Annotated in this window: 13 protein-coding genes; 5 read left to right on the forward strand and 8 right to left on the reverse strand. The window is 58.8% G+C overall.

Going from position 1 to position 12,902, the window contains the following annotated elements:
- Positions 1-33: 33 nt before the first annotated feature.
- The 3 genes from FIV05_RS13820 to FIV05_RS13830 all read right to left on the reverse strand — a co-directional run bounded on the left by FIV05_RS13820 (position 34) and on the right by FIV05_RS13830 (position 3,896).
- A complete protein-coding gene (locus FIV05_RS13820; RefSeq protein ID WP_152509950.1) occupies positions 34-2,556 on the reverse strand; it encodes a HAMP domain-containing methyl-accepting chemotaxis protein in 2,523 nt (840 codons plus the stop codon).
- Between the two features lie 187 nt (positions 2,557-2,743).
- Positions 2,744-3,454 (reverse strand): transporter substrate-binding domain-containing protein, encoded by a 711-nt coding sequence (locus FIV05_RS13825; RefSeq protein WP_173013841.1) that lies wholly within the window; start codon positions 3,452-3,454, stop codon positions 2,744-2,746.
- Positions 3,455-3,596: 142 nt separating this feature from the next.
- Positions 3,597-3,896: a SelT/SelW/SelH family protein gene (locus tag FIV05_RS13830; protein ID WP_152509952.1), complete on the reverse strand. Its 300-nt coding sequence runs from the start codon at positions 3,894-3,896 to the stop codon at positions 3,597-3,599.
- Positions 3,897-3,975: 79 nt separating this feature from the next.
- On the opposite strand from FIV05_RS13830, the gene FIV05_RS13835 reads away from it, so the two are divergent.
- A complete protein-coding gene (locus FIV05_RS13835; protein ID WP_173013842.1) occupies positions 3,976-4,860 on the forward strand; it encodes a phosphotransferase in 885 nt (294 codons plus the stop codon).
- A gap of 37 nt (positions 4,861-4,897) precedes the next feature.
- Here the strand turns inward: FIV05_RS13835 and FIV05_RS13840 are convergent, their stop codons facing one another.
- The 4 genes from FIV05_RS13840 to FIV05_RS13855 all read right to left on the reverse strand — a co-directional run bounded on the left by FIV05_RS13840 (position 4,898) and on the right by FIV05_RS13855 (position 7,770).
- On the reverse strand, positions 4,898-5,857 hold the full coding sequence (locus FIV05_RS13840; RefSeq protein WP_152509954.1) for a heparan-alpha-glucosaminide N-acetyltransferase: 960 nt from the start codon (positions 5,855-5,857) through the stop codon (positions 4,898-4,900).
- A 380-nt stretch (positions 5,858-6,237) separates the two neighbouring features.
- Positions 6,238-6,711: a DUF3775 domain-containing protein gene (locus tag FIV05_RS13845; RefSeq protein ID WP_022997978.1), complete on the reverse strand. Its 474-nt coding sequence runs from the start codon at positions 6,709-6,711 to the stop codon at positions 6,238-6,240.
- 548 nt (positions 6,712-7,259) lie between these two features.
- Positions 7,260-7,502, reverse strand: coding sequence for a hypothetical protein (locus FIV05_RS13850; RefSeq protein ID WP_152509955.1), 243 nt, complete (start codon positions 7,500-7,502; stop codon positions 7,260-7,262).
- 43 nt (positions 7,503-7,545) lie between these two features.
- Entirely contained in the window at positions 7,546-7,770 is a 225-nt protein-coding gene (locus tag FIV05_RS13855) for a hypothetical protein (RefSeq protein ID WP_145915727.1), read from the reverse strand.
- Between the two features lie 440 nt (positions 7,771-8,210).
- Here FIV05_RS13855 and FIV05_RS13860 point away from each other — a divergent pair, with 440 nt between their 5' ends.
- From FIV05_RS13860 to FIV05_RS13880, 4 genes are all read left to right on the forward strand, one after another.
- Positions 8,211-9,341, forward strand: a complete 1,131-nt coding sequence (locus FIV05_RS13860) for a hypothetical protein (protein WP_209009663.1) — start codon at positions 8,211-8,213, stop codon at positions 9,339-9,341.
- A gap of 474 nt (positions 9,342-9,815) precedes the next feature.
- Positions 9,816-11,015, forward strand: a complete 1,200-nt coding sequence (locus FIV05_RS13870) for a pyridoxal phosphate-dependent aminotransferase (RefSeq protein ID WP_152509957.1) — start codon at positions 9,816-9,818, stop codon at positions 11,013-11,015.
- A 144-nt stretch (positions 11,016-11,159) separates the two neighbouring features.
- A complete protein-coding gene (locus tag FIV05_RS13875; RefSeq protein WP_152509958.1) occupies positions 11,160-11,762 on the forward strand; it encodes a hypothetical protein in 603 nt (200 codons plus the stop codon).
- Between the two features lie 106 nt (positions 11,763-11,868).
- Entirely contained in the window at positions 11,869-12,348 is a 480-nt protein-coding gene (locus FIV05_RS13880; RefSeq protein WP_152509959.1) for a DUF992 domain-containing protein, read from the forward strand.
- 34 nt (positions 12,349-12,382) lie between these two features.
- Here FIV05_RS13880 and FIV05_RS13885 read toward each other — a convergent pair whose 3' ends face one another.
- On the reverse strand, positions 12,383-12,676 hold the full coding sequence (locus FIV05_RS13885; RefSeq protein WP_145903515.1) for a hypothetical protein: 294 nt from the start codon (positions 12,674-12,676) through the stop codon (positions 12,383-12,385).
- Positions 12,677-12,902 lie beyond the last annotated feature (226 nt).

Consider the following 12,902-nt stretch of genomic DNA (forward strand, 5'->3'; position numbering starts at 1 on the left):
ACGCCGGTATCCAGTTTCTGCAGAACCTTCAACTCAGGCTGCTGCGACATCCTGCAGGAACCGGTCGATCCGTGTGGTGACTTCGGCAAGTTGCCGGGTGGCTGCACCGGTGATTTCTTCCACTTCACGGGCCGACAGACTGGTTTCGCTGGAGCCTCGGGAGAGATCGCCGATATTTTCCGATACGCTTGCGGTTTGGCCTGCAGCCTGGGAGACGCCGGTGGAGATTTCCGCGGTGGCACCGGCCTGCTGTTCGACGGAACTTGCCATGGCGGCTGCGGTTTCGTTGACGGACTCCATCATTTCCATGATCGCGCTGATCGCGTCCACGGCGCCGTTGGTGGCCTGCTGGATTTCGGACACCTGGCTGGAGATTTCCTCTGTTGCCTTGGCCGTCTGACCGGCCAGTGACTTGACTTCCGAGGCAACCACGGCAAACCCACGCCCGGCTTCGCCGGCGCGTGCGGCTTCGATGGTCGCATTGAGCGCCAGCAAGTTGGTCTGCTCGGCAATTTCCTGGATGAGCTGGACAACGGCACCGATGCGTTCGGCGGCCGCCGACAGGCCCTTGATCTGGTCGTTGGAAGTGCGGGTGGCTCCTGCAACTTCCTCAACGCGCACGAGGGTGTCGTTGACCTGCCGGCCGACCTCCTGAACGGAAGCGCTGAGTTCCTCGGTGGCGGCCGCGATGGTCTGGACGTTCTGGCTGGCTTGGCTGGAGGCGGTGCTGACGTCTTCGGACTTGCCTGTCGTCGTGCGGGCAATTTCGGAAAGCTGCTCGGCCGTGTTGTCGAGCTGATGCATATTGCCGGTCACCGTGGCGAGAGCCTGCTCGATATCCTGACGGAACGATGCCACAAGCGCATCGACGGTGGCCTGGCGCTGGCGGACACCTTCCTGGCTTGCAAGGGTTTCTTCTTCCAGCCGCATCCGTTCGATTTCCCGGTCACGGAAGGTTGCGACGGCCTGAGCCATGTGGCCGATTTCATCCTTGCGGTTGGCAGCCGGAAGGTCGAGAGCCGTATCGCCGTCCCTCAGTTTGAGCATCGCACCGGTCAGGCCCCGGATCGGGCGGATAATGGCAGTGGAGAGCAATACGACGAAAGCGATGCCCAGAAGCAGTGCCAGGGCAAGCGTAACGGTGATCTGCGTTTGAGCACCGACGGCGCTTGCCAATGCGGTCGCACCGGAATTGGCGCTGATGATTTCTGCCTGTTCCGTCAGGGAGGAGGCGGCGGCGGCAAAGGATTGTTCGCTTGCGCGCAGTGCCGCCGTCGAGGTGACGACTTCGGCAAAAGTGGCTTCAAGTTTCGGCAAGGCATCGCTGCCGGCGGTAACAAGTGCCTTGAGAGGACCATTGAGAAGATCATTCAGAGCCTTGTCAGACGTGTTCTTGCCGGCTGAGGTTCGCACCGTGTCCAGATTGCCCAGTTCGGTACGGGCATCGCTCAGATAGAGCTGGAATGTATCGGCGGCGTCCTGCGAGGATGTGTTCAGATAGTCTGAATAGGCGCTGCGGACGCCGAGCACGCTACGCGCCACACTCTGGGTGTAGTTCGACAGAAGCGCGATATCGGCGCTGGCCTTGTCGAAGTCCCGCAGTTCCTTCGTCAGTTCGTCAATCGGTGCTTCGGCGGCCTTGATGATCGTGTCGGCAAGGGTGATCAGTTCAAGGATGGCCGGTTCCAGTTTGTTTTTCCAGGCGTCCTCTTCCGGCGACTTCAAGTGCGCTTTCAAAAGCTTCTCAAACGACTTGGAGCTTTTGGTGAGGTCCTTGACGCTGTCCTTGATCGTGTCTGTCTTCACCGTGCGGCGAACCGCCTTCGCGTCCTTGTCGAGGGCATCCACCCGGTCCGCCAGTTTCTTTGCCAGGGTCTTGTCTGGTGTTGCCGCAAAGGTTTCGGCTTCCTGCGCCAGCACCACAGTGGTGATGCGCATGTTGCTGAGCCGGGGGCTGACGTTGGACAGGTTGGTCATCTTGCCTTCGTTGGTGATGGCAAGGGCGGATCTGTAGGCGGCAAGGGCCTTGTATTCCTCGAAGGCCTTGTTGGTGGTTGCAACCAGTTCGGAGGTGAGGGTGTCGAGGCTCGCAGCCGCTGTGTCACGGCTTTGCCGTGTGTCGCGCAGCGTCGCAAAGCCTGTCTCCAGATCGCCGACGATGCTCGCGAACTGCGTTGCCGCCTGGGGCTGGCTTTCAGACAAGGCGAGACTTTCCTGCGAAATCAAGCCAATGTCTGCAGCAACCGCTTCCGCCGTCTGGCTGCTGCCGTCGCGACTGAATGTCTGGGCGTGGGACAGCAACCGGGGGACGCTCCCCAGAAGTTCGTTGGCGGTCTTTGCCACCGTGACCGAGTTCTTGACCTCCGAGCTTGCGAACAAGCCCCCCGCACCGACCCCGATGGCGCACAAAAGCATGGCGCCGAAGCCGATCTGCAGTTGAGTCTTGATCGGCCAGTCGAAAAAGGGGCGCTGCCGTGTCGGTTGTCCGGCCCGCTCATGCCTTGTTGCTGAGGGCTCGGTTGCAGTCTTCCTGAAAGGAAGGTTCACGAACTTCATTCTTGAGCTCCGGACGTTGTCTTGCCGAAAGCATTTTGAATTGAAAGTTTTAAGAAGACCCAAAAGAGAGTTGCATTAATTATGGGCGGTCTTTTGTGTGCTTGTTGTGCAGGTAAGACTTTGGAAAGTAGTTTTTTGAAGTCATGCAACTTTTCGAGGTGGTTGCCCTGCAGCAGAGACGAATTGTCTATTGCGTCAATCGCTTGGGGTTGTTTTGTGGCGTTTTCTGAAGACGCGCGTTCAAGGCTGACTGCAGGCGGTCGGTAACGGACTGGTCGATATGTGAGTTGCAGGCCAGGGCAAGTTCGACGGTCTGCAGGGTCAGCAGTTTCTCGATCTCCACCCCTTCCTGTGCCGCAACATAGGGAGCCGAAATCAGGCCACCCAGCCAGAGCTTGGTGTGACCTGACCGCAGCATGTTCGCATTGAGCCCATCTTCATCCACCAGCACAAGATGGGGATGGCCGGCGTCCTGAAGTTCATTGGTGCTGGTCCAGCCGCCGACGGCTCCGGTCGAATAGCCGAAACTGTCTTCCACTGTCGAAAGTTCTATGGAACTGCCCTTCAAGGCAAAAAGGCCGTATCCGTCGATTTCCAAAGGTCCGACCCAGGTGAAATTCGGTTCGCGTTCCTGAGTGCGCCACAGGGCCATGAAACAATGGTTGGCGTTGCTCTCCACCGCGTTCAGCCCGCGTTTGAACGGCCGCATGTGCATCTCGACCGTTATGCCGGCCTCATCGGCGAGATCTTGTACAAGTTGGGTGACAGTTCCCGAGATTTTCCCGTCTTCACCAGGGAAATAGAGCGGTTTGTAGTCCTCGGTATAGATGACGATTTCAGGTTCGCTGGTTTCCACTGCAGAACTGGTGCTTGCTCCGGCAAGCGATAGTAGTGCCAAAAATAACAGTGATAACCTGATGTGCATGAAGGCTCCGGTTCATGCGTCCTGTCTCGAAGTTTCTTGCCGAAAGCTGCGCTTCGGATGCCATAGTATACATATTCGCGACTTCAAGAAGTCAATTCACTTGAGCGGGGCCGGCCTAGTCTATCCTGTCCTGACGGTCGCTGTGGCCGAGGTCCTTCTCCGGCCAAAGCAGGTCACGAAGCCGCTGTTTCAGCACCTTGGCCTCCGGAAAGCCGCCATCTGTCTTGCGGTCCCAGACAAGTTGACCGTCGCAGATGATTGTGAAAATGCCTCCGGTGCCCGGAACAAGGGTGACAGCGCCGGCTTCTTCCGAGAAGGTGGACAGGATTTCCTGCGCCATCCATGCGGAGCGCAACAGCCAATTGCATTGGCGGCAGTAGGTGATGATGATATGGGGCGATGGGACGTTCGTCATGGCGTCCGGCCAGCTCCTCTGTTTCGTTTGATTGTTTCTGCTTGTGCCACAGCTTTCCTCTGACGCGCCAGATACCATTTTGCCGGACATCCTGGAGGCCTTTGAACGGCATCAGGCGCTGCGTCGTGTTTGTGGCGCTCCCCTGTCAGCCCGGCCCCAGCCAGGGCTGACAAACCGTGTGTTCAGGCTGGAGGCTGAGAAGGGTACGTTCTTCCTGCGGCTTCCACGTCTGGAAGCGGCAGGCAACATCGACAGGAAGGTAGAGGCAAGAAATCTGATGCTCGCCGCTGCGACTGGAATTGCCGTGCCGCCGGTATTTTGTGATGCGGAGGCCGGTATTCTGGTGACCCGCGCCGTCGAGGTCAGCGGCAGCCCTGCCGATCTTTCGGAGCAGCCGTCTTATATCCTGGCCCGTGCACTCGGTGAGGCATTGGGGCAATTGCACGGGTCCGGTGTGGCCTTCGAAGGGCTGCTCGATCCGGACAGCGTGCTTCAGACGCAGTGGCAAGGTCTTCAGGACGCAGTTCGGTGCCGGGAGGAAATGGCCGGGCTGGAAATAGTGTTGCGACCGATCGGTGCCGGCACCGCTGGTGGTGCTGGCCCGGTACTTGTTCCGAGCCATGGCGATCCATCCCCCGGCAACTGCCTCATGACATCCGACCAGCTCTGGCTGATTGACTGGGAATTCTCAGGCATGTCGGATCCCGCCTGGGATCTTGCCTACGCCGTTCTGGAGCACGAGATGAGTGCGGATGAGGAACAGGTTTTCCTGCAAGCCTATGCAGCAACGGGCGCTGCGGTGCCCGAGGCCGATTGTCTCGGTGTCATGAAAGCCAAATGTGACGCCGTGTCGGCCCTCTGGGCGCTGGAGCAGGTGGCGGCGGGGCGAGACGAGGACGTGTTTCTTCCCTTTGCACGGCAGCGGCGGGGGCGGGCGCTCCGGCAACTGGCCCGTCTTTCCTGAGCGCCCGGAAACAGCACTGAAGGCTTGAAAGCCGGGATCAGTTGAGCGGATCCGGCCACTTTGGATCAGCCAGGCACTGGCTGTATCTGTTCGACATCCGGTTGCGCAGAGACTGGTTTTCGGGCTCCGCCAGAAGCTGGTCCCAGATGCCGTCCGATTTCAGATATTCAAGCGTACAGCCGCAAGCGGCTTCGCAGATTTCTGTCGTAGCGGTCGTGCCCTGGCAGGAAACCGTGCAATTGCGAACGAAGGCCTTGGCGGAGCGGTCCATCTCCGGACCGATCTGAGTTGCCGTCCACACAAGGCCGAACAGCAAGGGCTGATGCAGCAGATAGACTGGCAGGGAATGGCGGCCCAGGAACCGCGTCAGCCGGCCGGGACGGTCGGCGAATGTCAGTCCGGACAGCGTCTGCCACAGATTGATCTTTCGGAAAATCTTCGAGATGGCGACGCCCGCCAGCGTCACTCCGGCCCAGGGCGCCAGCGGCACATAATCGACACTGGCAAAATCCGGTGTGCCGAGCCCTGTCCACAGCCAGAGCTGGCCGTCGAGGGCGGATGAAGCTGCCCACAAGGGCAAAGAGAAAACGAACGCCGCAGCAAGCCCGGCAAAGACGAACGGAAGGCGCGTGAAGGGAAGGGCGATCACGCTGGACAAGGCAATGGAATGGAGAATGCCGAAACGGACAAAAGTATCGCCGAAAGTGAAATAGGTGACCAGCGACACGGCGGCTGCGGCTGCGACGATCACGGCAAGGCGCCGCCAGAAGGCTTGCCAACGGATGCCCAGGTGGTGGGCGAAATCCAGGCTGACGCCGGCCAGAAGCAGGAAGCTGCCGGCGATCGAGGCGGCGAACACGCGCCAGCCTGTCCCCTGGGCAACAGGCCAGTCGACATAGGCAAACCAGGAAAGGTCCCAGGAGAAATGGTAGATCGCCATGGCGACAACAGCGAGGCCGCGGGCAAGATCGAGCACGGCCAGACGCGTTGAACGCATTAAGGAACTCTCTGAACGATGACCGGTACCGGTTTCGAGCGGTAGTGCCGGTATGGATTAGCTGCTGAACGCCACGACCAGTGTCGTGATCAGGGCCGACGCAGCGAGCATTGCGCCGACATATGGCCATGGAGACGGACGATGGACGGTAAACACGTCTTGGTTCGCCGGGTCTTGCAGCATGCCCTCAACTCCCTTGTCCCACCACGAAGTGGGGCAAGAGTGGGCCAAATGTCCGGCAGCGAAAAGATAGTAAATCAATTGCTAACCGGTTTTCCCAAGGAAAACGACCTGATGTGGACGACCCGGCAAAAATGACCTAGTCGGATTGACCCGCCGAACGTCTTGAAGCCCGGGCGAAAACAGCGCTGTGTCGGCCGTCAGAGGTCAAGCGCGTCGAGACCGGCTTCCAGGTGGTCGGCCAGGAGCGGCATGCCGAGAAGATAGGTTGCTGTCGAACCGACGGCGCGCTCGCGTGCCTCGTCGACCGCTTGCTGGAAGTCTTCAGCCTCGAAATCACCGCGGCCGATCCAGGAGATGGCCACCAGTTCGGCAGCTTCATCCACGTTGAGATCCTCGATCAGCTCCCGCAGTTCCTCGTCGGAGAGATCGTCGTTTTCTTCCTCCGCAAGGCCATCGTGACCGTGACTTTGCTCCAGGGCATCGGCGTCGAATTCGACGTCGCCTTCATGGCCGTCCTCGAACGTATCCTGAAGAGACGATGCAACTGCCCGCGCCTTCTGGGCGAGCAGGCGGATCGTGTCTGCTGAAAGTGTGAGGTCGATGTCCATTGCTGCCTCCGACAAACCCTTCGTTTCTTTATCGATCCACTTTTCGCCGTTGGCAATGGTCATGATGTGAAATCCCTCACTGGCGCCGGTTGCATCGGCGTAATACTACCACTTGAGGGCAAATGCCCCGTAGCGGATTTTGTTCCACATGGCTTGCCGGAAGTTTCCGAACGCACTCGCAAAGACCTGGACTGCGGTTATCCCCGGTATTCAAGGTCGCGCCATGTGACTCTGGTTAATTTCCGATCGATGCCAGCCTTGAACCGCGTGCGGTCTTGCAGATGACATGTGATATTGCTTTACTTGGCGAACGAACAAATTCCTGTCCTTGACCGTGATCAACAGCGGATGCAACGAGCGGGTCACCTGAGGTCGGAGAGGCTGCGGGCGCGTGCACATATGCACTGCGGGGCTGTCTTGGATGAAGGTTCAAAGGGAACCGTCGTTGGGCAGGAAACGTTATCCGGGGGCGGACCGGGCACTGAGGCCCGGCACTCATGTGCCAAGCATGAGGCCGGGTCTCGGCTTTTGAAAGGTCGGTCTTCCAGGCGCTGATCTTGACTTCCTGAAACAGACGGAGCCGCCGCGGCAGCTCGTTGTATGTCAAGCTGTCAGAAGATGGCGCTTGCCGGCCGACCGGCATTTGCCGGTGCCTGGCCGGTTGCCGAGTGCGCGACGGGCTCGGTCTTCGGGACACCGTTCGTGTTGGCCGGGTTTGCCATCGCCGCTGCTGCGACCAAAGCGGTTGCCAGCAGCATGCCCAGAAAGATTGCCTGCAACAGCGGCCGGGCTTCATGCAGGTCGCTTTTGGAGGGGGCGGACTTTCTGGTTTTCTGGTTATCTACGCGTGCCATGGTGAAGATCTGTCAGGTTCGAGCGGTTGTACTTCGGTTTCTGTCAGTCTGCCTGCGCTTGAACGCCGGTCAGGTCCTGAAACAGTCGGCGGGCCAGCAGACGGGTAACGGCTGCCATGGTCAGGAACGCGACCATCGGCAGCACCAGTGACGGCTCCAGTGCGGACATCAACATCAACAGGCCTGCTGCCACTATGAACAGCAAAACCGGTGGGAAGCTTACGTTCTGCGACTTGATGGTCGCCTGTACGGTCGTTGCGTGGGCCATTGGCTCCTCCATCCGCTGGGATGAGTTCAATCTCGTTTGAAATTGCGCCGGCACGCGGACGCGATTTAGACATGCGCCGTGTGTTTTCGTGACTATTTTGCGGCAAATTCGACCTATTTGCTGCCGACTTGGCAAGGCGGCACAATAGGTAGTGTCCATGCTCCGAATGGCGCTGCATTCAAGGGGGGAGACGGTTCTGTTCCCCATTCCGGAAGACTTGATGTGCGAAGGTGGAAAGCTGTGGTTTAGGGTTCTGAATTCGGCCAATTAAGCTTTCGTAAAATTGACAATACAACTTCTCATAAAAACGTATTGCATTGTTTAATTACTGTAAAAACTGACATAACCCAGATATTTTACGATGCGATTTTAGTGTTTGTTTGCATTTCGGAAGCATGCTTGCTCGCCGGGAGATCCGATACAAACAGACCAGGCACGGAATGACGATAAACGCTGCGCAGAGCGCCACGGTGGGCAAGCCGACAGACCCAGTAACGTCGACAGAACCATCGGTCCAGAAGGCCGGGGAGCCGCCGGCCTTGTCGCTGGCGGGTATCCAGTTTTTCATCGCCGATATCAGCAAGAAAACCATTCTCTGGCACGAGATCGGTTCCCAGAGTTTCAATAGCGAAGTGCGGGATCTGCAGGAGGCGCCCTCCAACGAGGCGCTGCGCCACCTGTCGCCAGAGGATCGGAAGACCATTCTCCGCCTCGTCCAGGGTGCGATCCGGGAAGGCCAGGCCGGGCCGTTCGACGTCGGCGGCGGGCCGGACCACCGTATCCCGGGCATTCCGATCGTTGCCTATCGTTACGAGTTGCCGGACGGCAAGATCCTTGCGATCTGCTTTCCCTCCATCGGTGAGAATGACAATAATCCGGGCCGGGTCGTGCTGGGACTGGCACCGATCCTCCAGCATTTCGTTGCGTCCTCCACCCGCGTTGTGCTGCTGGTCGACAATTTCGGCTACGTGCGCTTTGCCAGCGACGGTTTCCTCAAGAGCTTCCAGATCGAGGATGCTCGCCTGATCCTGGGGCGCAACATTGCCCATATCCAGAACCGGGTCGGGCGAACGATCGTCTCCCTGACGCTTGCGGCATTGACGCGCCGGGCCAGTGCGACCGGGCGTGGCAAGTTTCTGCTGGCGTCCAACGACAGCGTCGAACTGAAATATGATGCCATGTACTTCCGTGTCGGCGGCACGGTGGGCGGGGTGCTGTTTTCGGCCGGTCATGCCGGCGGTGATGTCGACTTTGCCAGAGTCTTCGAAGCCTGCAGCGCACCGATCCTGGTGGTCAACATCAAGTCAAAGATCATCATCGCGGCGAACAACGCAGCGATGAAGACCTACCATCTGACATCGGACGTCCTCGACAGCCGCCCGATCACCGAGATGCTGCTTCATCCGAGCAATTATGCGTCCCTGTTGACGTCTGCCAAAGAAGCCTCGGAAGTTCCCCTGTCGGTGCCGGTGACGGTGCTCAATGGCCAGACCAAGAAAAAGCGCTTCAAGTGTACGATCATCGATGAGGACAAGGACGATCCGAAGCTGATCCTTGAAACGAGAAGCTGATCGCGCTCGCCCGGTAGGGGGGACCGATAGAGTATCTTCATGTCGCTGATGCGGCATTGCCGCCGTGGTGTTCCACGGTCCAGAGGAGATCTGCCCCAGGATTTACGCCAGGCTCGTGCCTATGGGAATGAAGGCACTGCGAACGTGACGATGGTGCCGTCCTCGCGGGGATCTGGCGGCGTCCGGCATTCTTCTGGGGGGAATCGCGCTGAAGGGTCGGCCCAAGCCGCCTCCCTTTGAAGAAGACCCACTTCAGGTCGCCCGTTCGCTGAAATTTCTGCTGTCCAAGGGGGCAAACCGCTTCTATCTCGGCTATGGCGGACCGCTTGATGCCGGGGTGATTGAAAGATACGCCGGCAAACTGGCGCAAGCGGCCTGAAAACTCCCGTTCTTCTCCGGATTTGGTCTTGTTTTCCGCAGCGCACGGATCTAGGGTCCGCGCGCTGTTAATCCCGTTTCCCCCTGGAGGACATTATGGGCTTTCTTGCTGACGCATTGGCGCGTGTTAAACCTTCTGCGACCATCACCGTCACCAACAAGGCACGCGAGCTTAAAGCCGCAGGCCGCGATGTAATCGGTCTCGGAGCTGGCGAGCCGGATTTCGATACCCCGGAAAACATCAAGACAGCCGCTATCAAGGCCATCACCGACGGCAAGACCAAGTACACCGCTGTCGATGGTATTCCGGAGCTGAAGGCGGCCATCGTCGAAAAGTTCAAGCGGGAAAACGGGCTTACTTACGAAACCAGCCAGATCACCGTGGGTACCGGCGGCAAGCAGGTGCTCTACAACGCGCTGATTGCAACGCTGAACCCGGGCGATGAAGTCATCATTCCGACCCCTTACTGGGTAAGTTATCCGGACATGGTGCTGCTCGCTGGCGGTGAACCGGTGATCGTGGAAGCGGACAAGTCGACCTTCAAGATCACACCGGAAGCACTCGATGCGGCGATCACATCGCGCACCAAATGGCTGATCTTCAACTCCCCGTCCAACCCGTCCGGTGCGGCCTACACGGAAGCTGAACTGAAGGCGCTCTGCGATGTGCTGATGAAGCACCCCCATGTCTGGGTCATGACCGACGACATGTATGAGCACCTCGTCTATGACGACTTCAAGTTCACCACACCCGCTCAGGTGGAGCCTGCTCTTTACGAGCGCACGCTGACCGTCAACGGCGTGTCGAAAGCCTATGCAATGACCGGCTGGCGTATCGGTTATGCCGGCGGCCCGGCAGACCTCATCAAGGCCATGGCCAAGGTACAGTCGCAGTCGACCTCCAACCCTTGCTCCATTGCCCAGTGGGCGGCGGTCGAGGCGCTGAACGGCACCCAGGACTTCATCCCGAAGAACAACGAAGTCTTCAAGGGACGCCGGGACCTGGTTGTCTCCATGCTGAACCAGGCCAACGGCATTTCGTGCCCGGTGCCGGAAGGCGCGTTCTACGTGTTCCCGTCCTGCGCCGGCACAATCGGCAAGACGGCCCCGTCCGGCAAGGTGATCGAGAGTGACGAGGACTTCGTCTCCGAGCTTCTGGAAGCTGAAGGTGTCGCCGTCGTTCACGGTTCGGCTTTCGGGCTTGGTCCGAACTTCCGCATTTCCTATGCGACCTCGACCGAAGCTCTGGAAGAAGCCTGCACGCGCATCCAGCGTTTCTGCGGGAACCTGAAATAAGCTTTTCGGGCATCGAAAGACTTTCGAATGGGCGGCCAACGGCCGCCCTTTCCTGTTGTGGGTTGCATTTTCCGGTTGAGGAATGCGCGGTTTACAACACAGTTTGAACGCTCTAGCCTTTTCCCGTCAGGTGGAGGGTGAGCGATGGCAAATTCACATCAAAAACAACTGCTTCTTGATCTGTTTGAAAGCCTGCCGTCGATTGTCTTCATTGTGCTCTGGCGACAGACAGGTGATCTGGAGCTTGCAGGCTGGAGTGGTTGCGGTCTTGCGGTTTTCGTTCTTGCCGGCTTTGTGCTGGTCAAGGCGCCCATGCACCCCGTATTGCTCGGTATCAATCTGCATATCCTGCTGGTGACACCGCTTCTGGTCGGCCTGTATCGGTTTGGTGACAGCACTCTGGCAGCATTCCTGACAGGCTATTCGTACAGCGCCGTTTTGTTGACCGTGACGCTTACTGGCGCGGTCTTGACCCTGTTCTCACGCGGTGGATTTGCCGGTGTCCCCAACTTGCCCAGATCAACGCAGTACCGACTATCGTTTCTGATGCTTGCCGTATCACTGGCTGGAACGGTCTGGGCGTTCCAGGCACCGGAAAACAGCATTCTTCCGGTGATCGTCACCTTGACCCTTCTGATTGCCGGTCGCCGGTTTCTGCTTGCCCGTGTATCGGACAGGTCGTCGAATGCTGGTGTGCTTGCCCCAGCTCTGGCGGGCGGTACCGACACTACCGACGGTTACACCTGACCCTGTTGCCATTGCCGCGATTTTGACGTCTTGGCGCGTCATATCACGGGCGTGATCCGCGCCTTTGCTAAAAGCGGATATTCGCAGCCGAACGGGAGTTCTCTACATGCGTATTTTGAAACCGGTTCTTGCCGCCGTGGCCATTGTGTTTGCCATGCCGGCCCTTGCCTCCGAAGACAGCCCAAAGGTTGAAATCGGCAAACTGAGCTGCCTGGTGGAAGGCGAGCACAGTTTCATTGTTGGCTCTACAGCAACACTCGGATGCAGCTTTTCACCGGTCGACGGCGGAGCGGTGGAAAACTACAAGGGGACCGTCCGCGATTATGGGCTGGATATCGGCAAGACCAACCAGGCCACGCTGGTCTGGGGCGTGCTCGCACCTTCCGCAAACCGGAAGCCGGGCCTTTTGGCAGGCACCTACGGCGGGCTGACCGCCGGGGCAAGTGTTGGTGCGGGGATCAAGGCGAACGCACTGCTGGGTGGTTTCGACCGGTCCATCGCGCTCAACCCTTTCAGCCTGGAAAGCCAGACAGGCACGAACCTGACACTGGGTGTCAGCAAGATGACGCTGGAACTGATCAACTAAGCCTCAGCGGCTGCCACTGTGCTGTTTCTCCGCTTTAGTCGCGGCAGCTTTCGTTCGCGCCGGCACAGGGAGTTTCTTCCTTGTCCGGCCGGGTGTTCTGCCGGTTGATCTGCTCGGTGCGGTTCAGACGCTCCGCACCGTCAATCTGTTGCCGGGTGGAGAAACCGGACTGTTGGCGGTTGAGGTTCTGGTTCAGCTGCTGACCGGCAGAAGGCAGCCGCGGCGAGGTCATCATGGGAGGACTGCGCAGCTGGGTCGACTGCGCATGCGCCGGTATTGCCGACGTGGCAGCAAGCAGGGCTGAACAGAGTATCAGGGTTTTGGTCACGCGTGCTCCTTTTGCCCGAGGCCGGTTCAAGTTGGTTACATAGGCCTCCGCGCCTCAATTTCACTATCTGCCAATTCCGGCAGGGCAAAGGCACTGTCTTGGGAAGATCTGAAGGCGGGCCTTTTTCAGTCTTCATCTCAAATTTTCTCCACCGCTTGCAGGCCTGGAGATCTCAGTCGGGAGAGCCTTTGTAAGCCTCTGGGATCGGCGGTGTTTTGGATTTTTG

It is taken from the genome of Labrenzia sp. THAF191a, from assembly GCF_009363335.1.
In the GTDB taxonomy this organism is placed as follows: Bacteria; Pseudomonadota; Alphaproteobacteria; order Rhizobiales; family Stappiaceae; genus Roseibium; species Roseibium algicola.